Below are 16,601 nucleotides of genomic sequence, written 5' to 3' on the forward strand. Positions count from 1 at the left end.
CACCCCGCCGAGCGTGGCCTTCCTGCGCGGTGTGGAACACCGCGGGATGAACCGCTGTCAGCTTGTCGTTGCCCGCGCATTCCCGACGCAAGGTGAACCCCGATCATCCGGTCGCCGTTTACCGAAGACCTATTTCGGCACTCTGCCGACGGTATGTCCACGAACGCCGCCGCATCCTTCTGGGTAGATCAGAATATTTCTCGCGCTCTCGAGGGCTCGACTTTCTGTGGGGCAGTATTTTCGCCGCCCGGCCGAATGAATCCCGCTACACTCTTCCTGAGCGGGCGCGGGTCTCTTGAGGTTCACTCAAATGGCCCGACTATTTCACGCACGGCTGGATGCGCACCTTGGTGGTCTGCGGCCGCGCCAACGGCTGCAAGGGCACCACGGGGGGACGGTCCGAAGCCTGTTCCAGCAGGCGAATGTCCACTTCCCGGGTCTGACCGGGCAGGAGTTCCAGCTGCGTACCGAATACCGGGTGACCGCGCTCCTCGGTCGACGACAACAGAAGTCGCCGCCCGTCCAGGGTCCCACCGGTAAACCGCGCGCCGGAACTGGCGTACAGCGAAAGCCAGATACTTGTGGACCCCGGGACGTGTGAGCGCCGGGGATCGTCGGAACGGAGAGCGACAAGGGCAGGCAGGCCCGCAGCGGGAGCGGCGTTTGTCAGCCTGATTCGCACCACGCTGGAACGGGTACCGCCCGCGCAAGGACCAAGCTCGTAGGTCAGCGACCGTCGCAGATGGTAGTCCATCTTGTTGCCCGCGGAATTGTTGACCACGAGATAGGCGAACGGCCCTGTTCTCTCGGGGACGTCGCCGGCCAGTCCGGCTTCTTCGAGTGCCGACTCGGTGGGGGCATCTCTGCTCCACACACGCAGTCGGCCGTCGGTGGCGTTCTGCCGCAGTGCGTGGAGGAGGGCCACCGAATCGTGGTGACGGTGCAGCAAGGCAGTAGCGACCGCCTGGGCGACCTGTACCAGGAAACGCTTTCGCTCGATGTTGCTGTACGACGCGTAAAGGGTACTCTCGGTGAGCTCTACGGTGTTCTCCGCCGTCAGGCGCTTTCCGTCCGGAAGTCGGACCGGCCCCGTGGCTTTGAGGACACGGGCGAGGCCCACGGGATCGGTCGCGATGGCTCCATCGAGACGTTGCCCCGTATGCCGCTGCCACAGACCCACCCAGATCTGCGCCGCATAGGGGAAATGAGCGGACAGATTGGAATTGGCCAGCCCCTGAGCACTCTCAGCAGCTCCGTACCGGCGGTCGAACGTCGGTCCGAAATTCGCCACGGGGGTGGTGGTGCGCGGCAGCATGTCGTCCGACGCGAAGTCGTGCAAAGTGATTCGACCACGGTCGGCGGTCAGGATACCGAAAGTGCCTACGAGGCCACCGGTGCCTCGGGCCTCGGCGTTGTTCTGGAAGGCGAGAAAGTAGTGGCGTGGCCCCGAGGCGCCCAGAAGAGGCATCAGCAGCCGCGTCGTCGCCTCCGCCTCCAAGACCGAGTCGGAAAGGCGCGCCACTCGGCCGGACAGCCGCTGCCGTGCCAAGTCGAGGCGACCGACCGCCGTCGAGCCGGGCAGGCCGTGCAAACCCGTCTCGATTCCGGTCAGCTGACGGTGCACCTTCCCCAGCAGGTTCGTGGCAGCCGCAAACCGACGGAGGTCGACACGGCCATGGTGCACCATCTGGCCGGACGCGAACATCTGATGCAGTCGCACAGCCTCCGGCAGCACCCCGGTGGCCATCTCGTCGGCGGCGACACTCAGCCCCCGGGCAGAACGGAGCGGTGGGCCCATCAGCGGGAGGTGCTCGGCCACGCTCCACACCGGCGTGCCGGCCGCGACCCGGGCGGCCGCCGTGTGCTTCCGGATGTCGTCCAGCTCCTCGGCTGAGGGCCGGCGATGACGGTCCATCTCCGCCTGCAGTCGGTCAGTGGCCACCTGAGCCGCCGCGAGACTGCTCTGGACCGTTCGAACCTCCCACACCAGGAAACCGGCCGACGCGGCGGAGAACAGACCGACGGCTCCAACGACCCAGAGGAAGGCTCGATGGCGGCGCCGTGACATCAGAGCCGCGAATGCCCGCGCACTCTCCACAGCGGCGTTCCGGCTGCGCGCCGGGTCCTTCCCTGCCTTCATTGCCTACCCATGAATCGAAGGGTCCACCGGAACCAAGCATTTCGATTGGATCAGTAATGACCACCACTGAGACGCGCTGCAAACTTCACCGCGCCAGGTGGCGGGAAACTCGGTCCGAACGGCCTAATATTGCAGCCAATATTGCAGCTGTGATGAGGGCAGGGGGACGGACATCCCCTTCAAGCCCTGGCGTTCGCTGCGGAGTGCTCCGCCCACACGCGGTAGGCGGCGTCCACGTCGACGCCGGAGCATCAAAGACCCGCACGCGAAGCCTTTGATGCTCGGGCCTTTGATACTCGGGCCTCTGTTGCACGGTCCTCTGTTGCTCGGGCAGCCGTGCCCGGAGCGGTCCGTGCTCGTTGCTCAGCGCATGAACCAAAGCGGGAAGGTGGCGTTTCCGCAGGTGCGGACCGCACCCAATGCGAAGGTCGACGCGTCGGCCGTGCTGAGCCCTGGTACCACCGAGTTGTCCGACGTCGTCCGGGCCGCAAAGGGAGCGCCACTCGGCGAGCGTCCGGGCGCGCTGCCGGATCAGGTCGGATTCTGGGAGCGCCCGCGTAACGGGATTCTCCGCGCAGAGAGAGACGACATCCTGACGGAGTTTTCAGCTCAATACCGAGAAAAGTCGAGCCCGTGAAGGTCATGAGCGTAGTGGGGGCGCGCCCCCAATTCGTCAAACTTGCCGCAGTCGCCGCGGCGTTCGGCAGCACGGAGCACGATCATACGATCGTCCACACCGGCCAGCACTACGACGCCGATCTCTCCGACGTCTTCTTCACCGGCCTCTCCATCCCGAAGCCCCAAGTGCACTTGGGTGTGGGCTCAGGCACCCACGGAGTGCAGACCGGTGCCATCCTGGCGGCCCTCGATCCGGTCATCGCCGCCGCACACCCCGAATGGGTGCTGGTTTACGGAGACACCAACTCGACTCTTGCCGGCGCACTTTCCGCGGCCAAACAGCACATCCCCGTTGCCCACCTGGAAGCGGGCCTGCGCTCTTTCAACCGGCGGATGCCCGAGGAGCACAACCGCGTCCTCACCGACCACGCCGCCGACCTGCTCCTCGCGCCCACCGAGAAGGCGGTGCACCACTTGACGGCCGAGGGCCTGGCCGACCGTGCGGTCCTGACCGGGGACGTCATGGTCGATGTTTGCCTGCGCATCAGGGACAAGGTGCTGAGAGACAAAGCCACCGCCGCGCTTCCGGCCTTCCTCGAGGCCAGGGAGCCCTACCTCTTCGCCACATTGCACCGGGCCGAGAACACGGATCGTCCCGATCGCCTGGCCGCTCTCGTGGACGCCCTGGCCAGTCTGCCGGTTCCCGTCGCCTTGGCCGCCCATCCCCGACTGCTCGCACGTGCCGAGGAGTTCGGCATCAAGCTCGACCAGGGCTCCCTCCATATCAGCCGCCCCCTTCCCTATGCCGAGCTGATCCCCACGGTGCTCGGCTCGCGCGGCGTGATCACTGACTCGGGAGGACTCCAGAAAGAGGCGTTCCTGCTGGAGCGCGTCTGCACGACACTCCGTACGGAGACGGAATGGCCTGAAACGCTCCGGGACGGCTGGAACACACTCGCGCCGGATCCTGGTGAGCTGGGCTCCCCGGCATGGCCCGACACCGTCCTGCGCGCTGCGCCCAAGAGCTCACGCGGCATGCCGTACGGCGACGGCAAAGCAGCCCCCCGGGTGGTGCGGGCGCTGGAAGATCACGTGCGTGGATCCCAGGCGCGCTGAGCCGTCGACGACGGGGAATGAGATCACCCTCGACCTGTGTCGCTGACGAAAGGCACCGCTCGGGAAAGTCCGACCCAGTGCAGATCCGTCTGCGAGCAGATCAAGACTCTGAAGAAGGAGACCGCCGAACCGACGCGGGCCAACGGGATCCTGAACTCGGCAGACTGCGTCGAACAGCCTCCGCGCGTCAGCCTCGGAATCGCAGCCGCCGCGGAGGCCGAAACGCCGCCCCGAGACTGCCCTTCTGATCGCAGGGCAGCATCCCACAAAGAGACCAGCAGGCCACGGATCTGGTTCATCGCCTGCGTGCGGGCCTTGACGGCGCTGCGGCGGGCGATCCGTAGAACCCGCACCGCCTCGACCACGCCGTCCCGGCTCTTGGGGACGCCGGTGGCGCGTCCGGACAGCACGGCCGTCGCAGCGGCGTAGGCGTCGATCGGGTCGGACTTGCCCTTCATCCGCCGCGTCTTGCGGTCGGGGCGGTCGACATCGATGACTGTGACGCCGGCGGCGGTCAGCACCCGGGCGAGTTCGGCGCCGTAGGCGCCGGTGCCCTCTACCCCGGCCGCGACGAGGCGGCCGTGTGAGCGCATCCAGTCCAGCAGGTCCCGGTAACCCCGGACGGTGGCGGGGAACTCCCGGTCGGCCAGGTGCCGGCCGACCGTGTCGATCACGGCCGCGTGATGGGTCAGGCCGTGTGTGTCGACACCGCCGGTGATCTGCGGGCCGTCGTGCGTCATGCTGGGCATGTCCGTCCTTGTGGCGTGTCCGTTCCGAGGGCGGCACGCGCCGGTCGGGCGGGTGGACAAGACGGTGACGGAGCTTGTGGACCAAGCTCCTACAAGGTCACAGACGCCCGTCCGGCCGCGTGCGTCGCGGCCCTGCCGACGAGCCGACAAACCCTAAACAGGACAGTCGATGACGTCAGTCAGTAGGCGAGTCAGGCTCATTAGCAGAACCACCAGTCACATCCTCACTGTCAGTAGTGGTAACGAGCCGCGAGGATGACGATCTCCTTGTCCGTCACCAGGTAGACGAGGCGGTGCTCATCGTCGGTCCGCCGCGACCAGGCCCCGGGCAAGTGATACTTCAGCGGCTCGGGCTTGCCGATCCCCGTGAAGGGGTCCCGCTTGACGTCCTCGATGAGCTTGTTGATCCGAGCAAGCATCTTGCGGTCGTTCTTGAGCCAGGACGTGTAGTCCTCCCAGCCCTGGTCCTCGAAGACAAGCCTCACGCAGCACCCTCACGTGCCGCATCCGGCGAGTCGGGGTCGATCAGCTCTCGCTCGGACACGTCGATGTGGGCCAGGGCGTTCTCGTACGCCTTGAGCAGTCGGCGAGCGTTCGCCGGAGAGCGCAGGAGGTACGAGCCTTCGCGCAGCGCTGCATAGTCCTCGGCCGAGACGAGCACGGCATTTCCGTGCTTGGAGACGATCTCGATGGCCTCGTGGTTGTCGTTGACCTTCTTGATCAGCGGAAAGAGAGCCTTGCGGGCTTCGCTCGCAGTTATGGACATGACCTGCCCCTTTCCGACGGTGGTACGGAATAACGTACCACTTTCACCGCTCACGGGCAGAGCAGACGCCTGGCGAAGGATCGGATCCCGGCACCGCCCCAGCACGCGAGACAGCAAGGGCCGACCCCCGGCGGGCCAACCCTCGCCACCTCGGCACTCGACGAAGCACCTAACGGAAAGCGACTATCCGATCACACATTGAGCGGGATTCCACGACAAGGCTCTGACCTGCAGAAATGCGGGCACATCCCAGCACCATCCCAGCACGGGCGCCGCGACAAAGCACAAGAAGATCAAATGGCACCGAGACTACGCCGCCGGATGCGAGCCGCGCAGCGCTCCACCCGATGTAATAGTCCCTGTACTAGACTGGCCCCCATGAAGTCACCCCGCCCCGGAGGCACGGAGAACATCTCCGTCTCGATGCCCTCGGAACTCCTCGGCGCTCTGCGCACGCGCACCGGCAAGCGCGGCGTATCCGCCTACGTGACGGCGGCGGTCCGGCACCAGCTGGCGATGGACGGCCTCGCCGAGATCGTCGCCGCCTACGAAGCCGAGCACGAACCGCTGAGCGAGGCCGAGGTCCAGGCCGCGCAGCGCGAACTGTTCGGTGACGCACCGGCGCCCTACGCGTCCGGCGACAGCGCCGCATGAAGGAACCCGCAGCCCGGTCTCTGGTGCTGGACTCCCAGGCGCTGTCACTGCTCCTGCGCAATGACCGCCAGATGGTCACCCGGATCGAGGCATCCCGACGCGTGGGTGTGCCCGTCCTCGTGTCGGCGCTGACGGTGGTGGAGGCCGTCTACGGCAAGACGGATTCCGCCCGGCTGCACTGGGTACTCTCGCGTCTCCAAGTCCAGGACGTCACCCAGGCGGACAGCCTCACCGCGGTGCGGCTGCTGAGCGACGCCGGCGGCTTGCACGGTCACAAGTACGCCATCGACGCTCTCGTCGCCGCGATGGCGCTCCGCTCACCGGCACCCGTCCTGGTACTGACCTCGGACCGCGACGACTGGTCGAAGCTGTGCGGCGACCGCGTACAGATCAAGGACGTCTGAGTTCGCGGTACCGGGCAGGGCGCGCGGCCCCGCCCGGCACCGCGGGATGGTACCCGCTGGCGTCCGGCCGGATCCCTGGCGGGCGGGTGCTCCCGCACCCTGGTGGAGACTCTCAGGAGGGCGGCGGTGTCGGGGCCGGTCCGATGGCGCCGTCTCCGCCGGTGCAGGAGCGGAGCGGTGCGCTGGGACGATGCGCCCAGCGGACGTGTGGCCGGCGGCGCGACCTCCGGACTCATGAGGAGGCACCAGGGTGCGGGAGCGGCTGTGGGGGCCGGGCAGTGTCAGTTGCTGCCGGCCGAGTCTGGCCGAGGAGCGACTCCTCGTGGATCGGGGCGCGTTCGACCGTCGCCGTGTGCTGGGCGAGGGTCAGATCGCAGCGCGACCAGGAACCGATAGACCATGCTTCGGATCGGTGTCTGGCCCGGGGCAGTCCCGGACCAGGCGGTCCCGGGCTTGGGTCAGCCCAGGTAGGGCGCCAGTTCGGCTTCCAGGGCGGGCTGGGGCAGGGCGCCGACCAGGGTCTTCACGGGCTTGCCGCCCTGGAAGACCTTCATCGTGGGGATCGAGGTGATCCCGTACTGGCGGGCGGTGACCGGGTTCTGGTCGACGTCGAGCTTGACGACCTTCAGGGTGTCCGCGTGGTCGGCCGCGAGCTTGTCGAGGATCGGAGAGACGGCGCGGCAGGGCGGGCACCAGGTCGCCCAGAAGTCGACCAGGACGGGCTTGTCGCTGAGGAGGACATCATCGGCGAAGGAGGCGTCGGTGACGGTGCGTGCTGTGGACATGGTTCTGTCCCTTTCTTGCTACGGCTCTTTGCTGGTGCGGTCAGGCGGCGGTGAGGCTGACGGCCGTGTCCGCGGTGGCGCGCTCCAGGAGCTCGCGGGGGAGGTTGGTCAGCTGCTCGGCGTCGAGGGCGGCGACCGTGCCGGAGGCAGCGGCGTGACGGCCTGGCGGTAGGTGGGGTCGATGACGTCGCCGGCGAACACGCCGGGCAGGTTCGTACGGGAGCTGCGGCCGTCAACAAGGCGATCAGGAGCGGGTGCAGGTTTGCGCGCGCGGCGTAGAGGGCCGCGGTGTATCCGGCGGGGCCGGAGCCGATGACGATGAGCTGCCGCACGACACGGTCCTTTCCGCTGTCGGTCCGCCCGGTCCGAGCGGGCCGTGGTGACACCCTCCGGCCACACTGCAGCGACCGGACTCGCACGGCGCGTGCGGGTGGTCAGTTGCGTCCGGCCATGACGCCGCCGTCGACGTCCCAGATGGCGCCGGTGACCCAGTCCGTCTGGTCAGAGAGCAGGAACAGCACGGTGGCGGCGATGTCGTCGGGGGTGCCGGTGCGGCCGAGGGGGTGGAAGGCGTTGAAGCCGTCGAGCGCGCTGTCCATCTCGGCCTTGGGGATGAACTCCTCGTAGATGGGGGTGCGTACGACCGCGGGGGCGACGGCGTTGGCGCGGATGCCGTGCGGGGCCAGTTCCATGGCCAGGTGCTGAGTGAGGGAGTGCAGACCGGCCTTGGCCATCGAGTAGGCCGAGGACAGTGTCGCGGCGACGGCCTGGTGGGCCCACATGGAGCCGACGTTGACGATGGAGCCCTTGGTACCGCGCTCGACCATGCCTGCGGCGACGGTCTGGGTGATGAGGAAGAAGGCGCGGTTGATGGCCTGGTAGCGGTCGTAGTCCTCGGGCGTGTGCTCGAGGAACGGCTTCGGAGCGAACACGCCGGCCGCGTTGACCAGCAGGCCGGCATCGGCGTGGTCACGGGCGAGCTCGGCGCGCAGGCGCTCGACGGCCGCGGGGTCGTTCAGGTCGGCGGCGAGACCGGTCGCGTGGGGGCTGGCCAGCTCGGCCACGGCCTTCGCGGCGCTGGAGTCGGAGCGGCCGGTGACGACGACGCTGCCGTCGGCGTCCAGGATCTGGCGGGCGATGGACAGGCCCATGCCGCTGGTGCCGCCGATGATGACGGCCTTCTTGCCGGTGAGGTCGATGGTGGTGCGGGACATGCCGTACTCCTGATGAAAAGCGGTGTGGCAGAGAGAAGGGAGAGAGGTGACGGTCTGGGCCGGGGGCCGCCGCGTGGGGGTGCGGCGGCCCGCCCGGGGGCGTCAGACGGTGTCGTAGATCCGGACCTCGGGGTCGGCGGCCAGCAGCGGTGCCAGGCCGCCGACGACGTCCTGCCGGAACAGGTCGGTGTCGAGATAGGCGCGGGCCTCGCCGACGCTCGTGAAGCCGTGGAGCACCTGCACGTCCTCGTCGCGTACGAGGAGTTCCTTGGACCGGGCTCCCGGGATGGTGTCGAGGAACGGCTGCTTGTACTTCTCGTACACGCCGGCCGCGGCAACGCGGTTTTCCGCGGCCACCTTCAGGGTGATTTCCAGGTGGGCCATGACGCATCCTTTCCCGTCGAAATGCACTCGCGGGGATTTCCGCGGGCGATTCGAACGAGATAAAGGTAAGTCGCAGTGAAGAGCTCCGGTAGAGGATCTTTTGTGATGCGGATATAACCAACTCGCATTACTGGGGAGCAACGGCCGACGACGGGCCCGCGGCCTGGCCGTCGGGCTCCTCGCTGTCCTGCTGCGGGACGGGCAGCCGGCATCCGGCGGAGTCGGCGAGGAAGCCGACGAACTCCTCCAGGTCGGCGCCGAGCGGATTGGCGCGGTCCCAGACCGCCTCGTAGGACATCTCCACCGGAGCACCCCCACGCACGAGCGGACGGCAGCTGGCGTGGTCCGGCGTCACCTTGGACTGCGGCAGCAGCGCGGCCCCGACCCCGAGGCGGGCCCATTCGTCCAGGACCCGGTAGCTGGCGGCCTCGCCGGGATAGGTGCGCAGCGGCAGGTCGTTGTCGCGGAACAGCTGGGTGGTGAAGGTGGTCAGGCCACAGGTGTCGGGAACCAGGATGAAGTCGGCGCCGGCGGCGTCGTTCAGCTCGACCGGATCCTCGGTGCCGGGGGCAACGGCCGGGTCGATCACGACGACCGGCTCGGTGAAGATGGTGCGGTGCCGGTAGGCGGGCATCGCCTCCACCTCGGGCACCAGGAGCACATCAAGACGGCCGTCCTTCAGGGCGGTGCGCAGCAGGCCCAGGTCGGCCTCGCGCAGCACCAGGTCACGCGGGTGGGTCAGGGTGCGGGCGGCGCTGAAGGCGCAGGCCACCAGATCCGCGCCGATCAGCGGCGAGACGCCCGTACGGATCGCACCCTCGGCCGGACTGGTGAGCCGCCGCGCCTCGGTCGTGACCGAGTCCAGCGCGTCCAGGGCCCGGTCGATCATCGGCAGAATGCGGGCGCCGTGCGCGGTGGGCTTGACGCCGCGCGGTGAGCGGTCGAACAGCTTGACGCCGAGCTCCTCCTCCAGGCGCGCCACCCCGTTCGACAGCGCGGGTTGGGTGACGCCGTAGTCGCGTGCCGCGGCACTGAACGACTTGGTACGGGACACGGCCTGCGCGTACCGCAGCCCTTCGATGTTCATCGGGAACCCCTCTCGGCTACAAGCTCAGGCTATAGCCGCATTCATGATCGTCGTCTACCGGATGCCGGGTGTACGCCCTACGGTTGACAGAGCACGCTCCGCCGGGCAGGCGGGGTGGAAATCCGGTCTCTTTTCTCGTCCGGTCGTTTCACAGTACCGGGGAATTCCCTGAATAGAATCCGCCCCGGATTTCCTAACCCACCTTTCCCGCCCCGGATTTCCCGTCAGGAGTGATGACCGTGTCCCAGAACAACAACCCCGCACACCGGGCCGCCCAGGTGACCGAATCCGGCGGACCGGTCCGTATCTCCGTCGTGCAGCCGCGCGAGCCGGGACCGGGCGAGGTGCGCCTGGATGTGAAGGCGTCCGGCATCTGCGCGGCCGACGCCGGCATGGCCGCGAACCCGAAGCCCGCCTATGGCTTCCCGATCACCCCCGGCCACGAGGTCGCCGGAGTCGTCGCCGAGGTCGGCGAGGGCGTCGCGGGCTGGGAGGCCGGGCAGCGGGCCGGGGTCGGCTGGTTCGGCGGCTCCTGCGGACACTGCACGGCCTGCCGTTCGGGCGACCTGGTCCACTGCGCCGAGCGGCGGATTCCCGGCCTGTCCTATGCGGGCGGCTGGGCCACCACCATCACCGTCCCGGCTGACGCGCTCATCCGTATCCCCGACGGGCTCTCGTACGAGGAGGCCGCGCCGCTCGGCTGCGCGGGCGTGACCACCTTCAACGCGCTGCGGCACAGCGGGGCCGAGCCCGGCGACCGGGTCGCCGTCCTCGGCATCGGCGGCCTGGGCCACTTCGCGCTGCAGTTCGCCGCGGCCATGGGCTTCGAGACGGTCGCCATCGGACGCGGCGAGGACAAGCGGCAGACCGCGCTCGACCTCGGCGCGCACCACTACCTCGACGGATCCGCCGAGGACGCCGGCAAGGCGCTGCGCGCCATGGGCGGCGCCCAGCTCATTCTGTCCACGGCCTCCAGCAGCTCAGAGGTGACTTGATGTACGAGGTGACAGCCCTGCTGCGCGAGTACGACCGTGCCCGCGCCTACACCGACGAACTGTGGAGGACCTCAGCCCGGACGAGATCACCTGGCGCCCGCACGAGAACTCCAGCGCCATCGGCTGGCACCTCGGACACCAGGCCCACGTCGCCCACTTCATGGTCCGCAACCTCACCGCCGCCGAACCCAGCCCCGACCCGGAGCTGGACGGCCTCATGGACTCGGCCAACCCGGAGAAGTTCCGCGGCGCCCTGCCCACCGTCGACCGGCTCACCGCGTTCCGCGACACCGTCGCCGAACGCGTCCACGCCCGCATGAAGAGCGCCACGGCCCGAATCTGCACGGAGTCCCAATCGTGAAGAAGGTGTGTGGACGGCTCCTCTCCCCGTCCGCTCCCAGCATCGGGCAGGCGCAGCACCCGAATCCCAGCACGGGCACTCCCATCCCATCCCAGCACCATCCCAGCACGGGAAAAAACCAAGGGCCCGACTCCGAAGAGCCGGACCCTATCTGACCTGCATGTTTGCCAGATCAGCGACGTGGCGTTATGTCACCCGTCACACGTTGAAGCGGAACTCCACCACGTCGCCGTCCTGCATCACGTACTCCTTGCCCTCCATGCGGGCCTTGCCCTTCGCGCGGGCCTCGGCGACCGAGCCGGTCTCCACCAGGTCGGCGAAGGAGATGACCTCCGCCTTGATGAAGCCCTTCTGGAAGTCGGTGTGGATGACGCCGGCCGCCTCGGGGGCGGTGGCGCCCTTCTTGATGGTCCAGGCGCGGGACTCCTTGGGACCTGCCGTGAGGTACGTCTGCAGGCCGAGGGTGTCGAAGCCGACGCGGGCCAGGGTGGCGAGGCCGGGCTCCTCCGCGCCGACGGACTCCAGGAGCTCCATCGCGTCGTCCTCGTCCAGCTCGGCGAGGTCCTGCTCCAGCTTGGCGTTGAGGAAGATCGCCTCGGCGGGGGCCACGAGGGCGCGCTGCTCGTCCTTGAAGGCGTCGTCGGTCAGCTCGTCCTCGTCGACGTTGAAGACGTAGAGGAAGGGCTTGGTGGTGAGCAGGTGCAGGTCGTGCAGGAGCTCGGCCCGCTCGCTGCCCTGGAGGACGCCCTGCGAGAAGAGGGTGTCGCCCTTCTCCAGGATCTCCTTCGCCTCCTCGACGGCCTTCACCTTCGCGGCGACGTCCTTCTTGATCCGCGACTCCTTCTGCAGCCGCGGCAGGACCTTCTCGATGGTCTGCAGGTCGGCGAGGATCAGCTCGGTGTTGATCGTCTCGATGTCGTCCTTGGGCGAGACCTTGCCGTCGACGTGGACCACGTTCTCGTCCTTGAAGGCACGGATGACCTGGCAGATCGCGTCGGACTCGCGGATGTTCGCGAGGAACTTGTTGCCGAGGCCCTCGCCTTCGCTCGCGCCGCGCACGATGCCCGCGATGTCGACGAAGTCGACCGTCGCCGGGAGGAGGCGCTGGGAGGAGAAGATCTCCGCCAGCTTCGTGAGCCGGGCGTCGGGGACGCCGACCACGCCGACGTTGGGCTCGATCGTGGCGAACGGGTAGTTGGCCGCCAGCACGTCGTTCTTGGTCAGGGCGTTGAACAGGGTCGACTTGCCGACATTCGGCAGACCGACGATTCCGATCGTGAGCGACACGTTGCGACTTCCCGTGGTGAGAGGGCCAAGGGGCCAGTCCCGGAGTGAGAGGGCCAGGGGCCAGAGAGCTGACCGGTCCACCAGTTTACGGCGTGCCCCGACTCCGCCCCGCTGGCCTGTCGAACGCTTGGCCAAGCTGCGCCGTACGGCGTGTCCGACACCCGATTCAGCACATAAACAGACCTATGTTGGTCCGATGGAGCAACACAGGACACGGGCTCCGGACCGGGGCGCCCGACGGGACACCCCTCCCCTGCCGCCCCAGCCCGGCCCGGAGCGGAGCCGCCACGAGCCCCGCCCCGCCCGGGCCGGACGCGGGCCCGCGCCGCCGCCACCGCGGAGAATGCCGAACCCCCGGCTGACCGGTCTCGGCGCCGGGCTGTTCGGCTCGGCACTGATGTGCGTGCTCGGCTTGCTGGACCAGCTGCTGTTCGGGGCCTCGCTCACGGTGTACGGCGTGCTGTTCCTGCCGGTGTGCCTGCTGACCGCGCTCTGGGTGCGGGACGCCGAGCTGCTGTCCGCACCGGTGGTCGCGCCGATCGCCTTCTCCGCCGGGCTGCTGCCCGTGGCCGTGGGCGGCAACGGGATCGGGGCGCGTCTGATGGGCCTGGCCACGGCACTGGCCACCCAGGTCGGCTGGCTGTACGGCGGGACGCTGCTGGCGGCGCTGACCGTCCTGGCGCGCGGCCTGCGCCTGGCGGTGGCCCGCCGCAGGAACCAGGTCCGCCGCCCACCGGCCCGCCGGAACCCGTCGTAGCCGTGTCGCGGTTCCTGGCCATGACCGCCGTCGTGGACGCCACGGCCCCGACAGCCCCGGCGACCCCGCTCAGTCGCTCTTCGCCGCGTGCATCGCCGCGCCCACGATCCCCGCGTTGTTCTGCAGCTGGGCCGGGACGATCTCCGCCTTGACGCCTTCGATGAACGGCAGGAACTTGTCGGCCTTGCGGCTGACGCCGCCGCCGATGATGAACAGCTCCGGCGAGAAGAGCATCTCGACATGGGCGAGGTACTTCTGGACGCGGTGCGCCCAGTGCTCCCACGTCAGCTCGTGGTCCTCCCTGGCCTTGCTGCTGGCACGCTTCTCGGCGTCGTGGCCGTGCAGCTCCAGATGGCCGAGCTCGGTGTTGGGGACCAGCGTGCCGTCCACGAACAGGGCGCTGCCGATGCCCGTGCCGAACGTCAGCAAAATCACCGTGCCGCCACGGCCGCGCCCGGCGCCGAAGGACATCTCGGCGACGCCCGCCGCGTCCGCGTCGTTGACCACGGTGACCGGCAGGCCGCCCAGCCGCTCACTGAACAAGGCACGCGCGTCGGTGTCGATCCAGCCCTTGTCGACGTTGGCCGCGGTGCGGATCGTGGAGCCGCCGGTGACCACGCCCGGGAAGGTCAGCCCCACGGGCCCCGTCCACCCGAAGTGCTCCACGACCTGCTGCACGCCGTCGGCGACGCCGTCGGGCGTCGCCGGGTACGGGGTGAGCACTTTGAGCCGTTCCTGAGCCAGGTCGCCCTTGTCCAGGTCCACCGGGGCGCCCTTGATTCCGGAACCGCCGATGTCCACGCCGAAGATCTGCATGGCTCCACGTTACGACGCCCGACGGACCGTCATTCGGTCGAGGTACCCGCCGCACCGGACGCCGTACCCGAGGTCGTGCCGGACGTCGTGCCGCTCCCGCCGCGGTCGGCGGCCAGCGCCGCCGCCTCCTCGCGCAGGTCGCGACGGAGCTCCTTGGGCAGCGAGAAGGTGATGTGCTCCTCCGCGGCCTTGACGAGCTCGACGTCCCCGTAGCCGCGCTCGGTGAGCCAGGCCAGCACCTCCTCGACGAGGACCTCGGGGACGGAGGCGCCGGAGGTGACGCCCACCGTCGTCACGCCGTCCAGCCAGGCCTCGTCGATCTCGCTCGCGAAGTCCACCAGGTAGGCCTCGCGGGAACCGGCGAGCTTGGCGACCTCGACCAGGCGCTTGGAGTTCGAGGAGTTGCGGGAGCCGACCACGATGACCAGTTCCGCCTCCGCGCCCATCTGCTTCACCGCGAGCTGACGGTTCTGCGTGGCGTAGCAGATGTCGTCGCTGGGCGGGGAGATGAGCTGCGGGAACTTCTCCTTCAGAGCGTCGACCGTCTCCATCGTCTCGTCGACGGAGAGGGTGGTCTGGGAGAGCCACACGATCTTCGACGGGTCGCGGACCTCGACCTTGGCGACGTCCGCGGGGCCGTCGACCAGCTGGATGTGGTCCGGGGCCTCGCCGGAGGTGCCGATGACCTCCTCGTGGCCCTCGTGCCCGATCAGGAGGATGTCGTAGTCCTCCTGGGCGAAGCGGACCGCTTCCTTGTGGACCTTGGTGACCAGCGGGCAGGTCGCGTCGATGGTGGCGAGGCGCCCGCGCGCGGCCTCCTCGTGGACGACCGGGGCGACACCGTGGGCGGAGAACATGACGATGTTGCCCGGCGGCACCTCCTCCGTCCGCTCGACGAAGATCGCGCCCTTCTTCTCCAGGGTCTGCACCACGTACTTGTTGTGGACGATCTCGTGCCGGACGTAGACCGGGGCCCCGTACTGCTCCAGGGCCTTCTCCACGGCGATCACGGCACGGTCGACGCCCGCGCAGTAGCCCCGGGGGGCGGCGAGCAGGACACGGCGGCGGCCAGGCGAAGCAGTCATGTGTCCCATCGTAAGGCCGTGTCCGGCGGCCGTCGGCGACGCGGGGCTGCCGTCCCCGCACCCCCCGGTCCGGTCCCGGACGGCCCTCGTCCGCGAGCTCCCCCGGAGGGGGAGCCGAGACCGGGCCGATCGGCCGCTCCCGCGTTGTCGGTGCCGGCCGATACTGTCGTCGGCATGGCTGTGAACACGTCCGCGGACGCCCCGCTGCCCGTCGGTCAGGTGTCGCGGCTCATCGGAGGCTGGATCGACCGGCTCGGCGCGGTGTGGGTCGAGGGGCAGATCACCCAGTTGTCCCGGCGTCCGGGCGCCGGGGTCGTCTTCCTCACCCTGCGGGACCCCTCGCACGACATCTCCGTGGGCGTGACCTGCTACCGCCAGGTCTTCGACGCGGTCGCGGACGTCGTGGGCGAGGGCGCGCGGGTCGTCGTCCACGCGAAGCCGGAGTGGTACGCGCCGCGCGGGCAGCTGTCGCTGCGGGCCGTGGAGATCAAGCCGGTCGGCGTCGGGGAGCTGCTGGCGCGGCTGGAGCAGTTGAAGAAGTCCCTGGCGGCGGAGGGGCTGTTCGACCCGGCTCGGAAGAAACCGCTGCCGTTCCTGCCGCAGCTGGTCGGCCTCGTGTGCGGCCGGGCCTCCGCCGCCGAGCGGGATGTCCTGGAGAACGCCCGGCACCGCTGGCCCGCGGTCCGTTTCGAGGTCCGCAACGTCGCCGTCCAGGGCGTGCACGCGGTGACGCAGGTCGTCCAGGCCGTGAAGGAGCTGGACGCGCTGGATGAGGTGGACGTGATCGTCGTCGCGCGGGGCGGCGGCAGCGTCGAGGACCTGCTGCCGTTCTCCGACGAGCAGTTGGTCCGGGCCGTCGCCGCCTGCCGCACGCCCCTCGTCTCGGCGATCGGGCACGAGCCGGACAACCCGCTGCTGGACCATGTGGCCGACCTGCGTGCCTCGACGCCGACCGACGCCGCGAAGAAGGTGGTGCCGGACGTCGGCGAGGAGCTGGAGCGGGTGCGGATGCTGCGCGGGCGGGCGCGGCGCTGCGCGCAGGCGTATCTGGAGCGGGAGGAGCGCGGGCTGGCCCACGCGCTGGCACGGCCCGCGATACAGGATCCGCACCGGATGATCGACGAGCGGGCCGATCTCGTGGCCTCGCTCGCCGACCGCGCCCGGCGCACGCTCGGCCACCTCCTCGACCGCGCGGACTCCGAGTTGGGTCACACGCACGCACGCGTGGTGGCTCTCTCGCCGGCCGCGACGCTGAAGCGGGGGTACGCGGTGCTGCAGAAGGCCGATGGGCACGTGGTGCGGGCCCCGGGCGAGGCGGCGGCGGGCGAGTCGTTGCGCGCGAGGGTGGCCGGGGGCGAGTTCACCGTTCGAGTCGACGAGTAG

At 69.1% G+C, this 16,601-nt stretch carries 19 protein-coding genes and 1 pseudogene; 8 read left to right on the forward strand and 12 right to left on the reverse strand.

Translation table 11 applies throughout. From position 1 onward, the window contains the following. Positions 1 to 319: 319 nt before the first annotated feature. Positions 320 to 2,140 (reverse strand): DUF4012 domain-containing protein, encoded by a 1,821-nt coding sequence (locus C6376_RS03990; protein ID WP_107442125.1) that lies wholly within the window; start codon positions 2,138 to 2,140, stop codon positions 320 to 322. Between the two features lie 352 nt (positions 2,141 to 2,492). Here C6376_RS03990 and C6376_RS43695 point away from each other — a divergent pair, with 352 nt between their 5' ends. Then, the gene (locus C6376_RS43695) at positions 2,493 to 2,777 is read left to right on the forward strand and encodes a hypothetical protein (RefSeq protein WP_159083155.1); all 285 of its coding nucleotides are present in this window, start codon (positions 2,493 to 2,495) and stop codon (positions 2,775 to 2,777) included. Beyond that, on the forward strand, positions 2,774 to 3,874 hold the full coding sequence (gene wecB / locus C6376_RS03995) for a non-hydrolyzing UDP-N-acetylglucosamine 2-epimerase (protein WP_107442126.1): 1,101 nt from the start codon (positions 2,774 to 2,776) through the stop codon (positions 3,872 to 3,874). Before C6376_RS43695 ends, wecB begins: the two co-directional genes overlap by 4 nt. 23 nt (positions 3,875 to 3,897) lie before the next feature. Here wecB and C6376_RS45000 read toward each other — a convergent pair whose 3' ends face one another. The 3 genes from C6376_RS45000 to C6376_RS04010 form a co-directional block, all read right to left on the reverse strand. Continuing rightward, the gene (locus C6376_RS45000; RefSeq protein WP_367881031.1) at positions 3,898 to 4,623 is read right to left on the reverse strand and encodes a transposase; all 726 of its coding nucleotides are present in this window, start codon (positions 4,621 to 4,623) and stop codon (positions 3,898 to 3,900) included. 230 nt (positions 4,624 to 4,853) lie between these two features. Continuing rightward, on the reverse strand, positions 4,854 to 5,108 hold the full coding sequence (locus C6376_RS04005) for a Txe/YoeB family addiction module toxin (protein WP_107442127.1): 255 nt from the start codon (positions 5,106 to 5,108) through the stop codon (positions 4,854 to 4,856). Beyond that, entirely contained in the window at positions 5,105 to 5,389 is a 285-nt protein-coding gene (locus C6376_RS04010; protein ID WP_107442128.1) for a type II toxin-antitoxin system Phd/YefM family antitoxin, read from the reverse strand. The genes C6376_RS04005 and C6376_RS04010 overlap by 4 nt, the downstream gene beginning before the upstream one ends. Positions 5,390 to 5,767: 378 nt before the next feature. On the opposite strand from C6376_RS04010, the gene C6376_RS04015 reads away from it, so the two are divergent. Continuing rightward, positions 5,768 to 6,043 (forward strand): hypothetical protein, encoded by a 276-nt coding sequence (locus tag C6376_RS04015; protein ID WP_093723595.1) that lies wholly within the window; start codon positions 5,768 to 5,770, stop codon positions 6,041 to 6,043. Next, positions 6,040 to 6,447 carry a PIN domain-containing protein gene (locus tag C6376_RS04020; RefSeq protein WP_107442129.1) on the forward strand — a complete coding sequence of 136 codons (408 nt, stop codon included), beginning with the start codon at positions 6,040 to 6,042 and terminating at the stop codon, positions 6,445 to 6,447. The genes C6376_RS04015 and C6376_RS04020 overlap by 4 nt, the downstream gene beginning before the upstream one ends. 458 nt (positions 6,448 to 6,905) lie before the next feature. On the opposite strand, the gene trxA is transcribed toward C6376_RS04020, so the two are convergent. From trxA to C6376_RS04050, 5 genes and pseudogenes are all read right to left on the reverse strand, one after another. After that, on the reverse strand, positions 6,906 to 7,232 hold the full coding sequence (gene trxA, locus C6376_RS04025; protein WP_107442130.1) for a thioredoxin: 327 nt from the start codon (positions 7,230 to 7,232) through the stop codon (positions 6,906 to 6,908). A 242-nt stretch (positions 7,233 to 7,474) separates the two neighbouring features. Next, a pseudogene (locus C6376_RS45005) lies at positions 7,475 to 7,564 on the reverse strand (FAD-dependent oxidoreductase); the annotation flags it as partial. Between the two features lie 102 nt (positions 7,565 to 7,666). After that, positions 7,667 to 8,446 carry an SDR family NAD(P)-dependent oxidoreductase gene (locus C6376_RS04040; RefSeq protein WP_107442131.1) on the reverse strand — a complete coding sequence of 260 codons (780 nt, stop codon included), beginning with the start codon at positions 8,444 to 8,446 and terminating at the stop codon, positions 7,667 to 7,669. Between the two features lie 102 nt (positions 8,447 to 8,548). Beyond that, positions 8,549 to 8,830 (reverse strand): hypothetical protein, encoded by a 282-nt coding sequence (locus C6376_RS04045; protein ID WP_107442132.1) that lies wholly within the window; start codon positions 8,828 to 8,830, stop codon positions 8,549 to 8,551. Positions 8,831 to 8,957: 127 nt separating this feature from the next. Continuing rightward, positions 8,958 to 9,917, reverse strand: a complete 960-nt coding sequence (locus tag C6376_RS04050; protein WP_107442133.1) for a LysR family transcriptional regulator — start codon at positions 9,915 to 9,917, stop codon at positions 8,958 to 8,960. Between the two features lie 233 nt (positions 9,918 to 10,150). On the opposite strand from C6376_RS04050, the gene C6376_RS04055 reads away from it, so the two are divergent. Both C6376_RS04055 and C6376_RS04060 read left to right on the forward strand, forming a co-directional pair. Next, a complete protein-coding gene (locus tag C6376_RS04055; RefSeq protein WP_107442134.1) occupies positions 10,151 to 10,912 on the forward strand; it encodes an alcohol dehydrogenase catalytic domain-containing protein in 762 nt (253 codons plus the stop codon). 61 nt (positions 10,913 to 10,973) lie between these two features. Next, positions 10,974 to 11,273, forward strand: coding sequence for a DinB family protein (locus C6376_RS04060; protein ID WP_254075831.1), 300 nt, complete (start codon positions 10,974 to 10,976; stop codon positions 11,271 to 11,273). Positions 11,274 to 11,471: 198 nt separating this feature from the next. Here the strand turns inward: C6376_RS04060 and ychF are convergent, their stop codons facing one another. Then, a complete protein-coding gene (gene ychF / locus C6376_RS04065; protein ID WP_107442135.1) occupies positions 11,472 to 12,560 on the reverse strand; it encodes a redox-regulated ATPase YchF in 1,089 nt (362 codons plus the stop codon). 343 nt (positions 12,561 to 12,903) lie between these two features. Here ychF and C6376_RS04070 point away from each other — a divergent pair, with 343 nt between their 5' ends. Then, positions 12,904 to 13,317, forward strand: a complete 414-nt coding sequence (locus tag C6376_RS04070; RefSeq protein ID WP_107442136.1) for a DUF6542 domain-containing protein — start codon at positions 12,904 to 12,906, stop codon at positions 13,315 to 13,317. A gap of 69 nt (positions 13,318 to 13,386) precedes the next feature. Here the strand turns inward: C6376_RS04070 and ppgK are convergent, their stop codons facing one another. Next, positions 13,387 to 14,133 carry a polyphosphate--glucose phosphotransferase gene (ppgK, locus tag C6376_RS04075; protein WP_107442137.1) on the reverse strand — a complete coding sequence of 249 codons (747 nt, stop codon included), beginning with the start codon at positions 14,131 to 14,133 and terminating at the stop codon, positions 13,387 to 13,389. A 29-nt stretch (positions 14,134 to 14,162) separates the two neighbouring features. Beyond that, positions 14,163 to 15,227 carry a 4-hydroxy-3-methylbut-2-enyl diphosphate reductase gene (locus C6376_RS04080; protein WP_107442138.1) on the reverse strand — a complete coding sequence of 355 codons (1,065 nt, stop codon included), beginning with the start codon at positions 15,225 to 15,227 and terminating at the stop codon, positions 14,163 to 14,165. 165 nt (positions 15,228 to 15,392) lie between these two features. Here C6376_RS04080 and xseA point away from each other — a divergent pair, with 165 nt between their 5' ends. Then, positions 15,393 to 16,601, forward strand: coding sequence for an exodeoxyribonuclease VII large subunit (gene xseA, locus C6376_RS04085; RefSeq protein ID WP_107448761.1), 1,209 nt, complete (start codon positions 15,393 to 15,395; stop codon positions 16,599 to 16,601).

The organism is Streptomyces sp. P3 (assembly GCF_003032475.1).
Classification (GTDB): Bacteria; Actinomycetota; Actinomycetes; order Streptomycetales; family Streptomycetaceae; genus Streptomyces.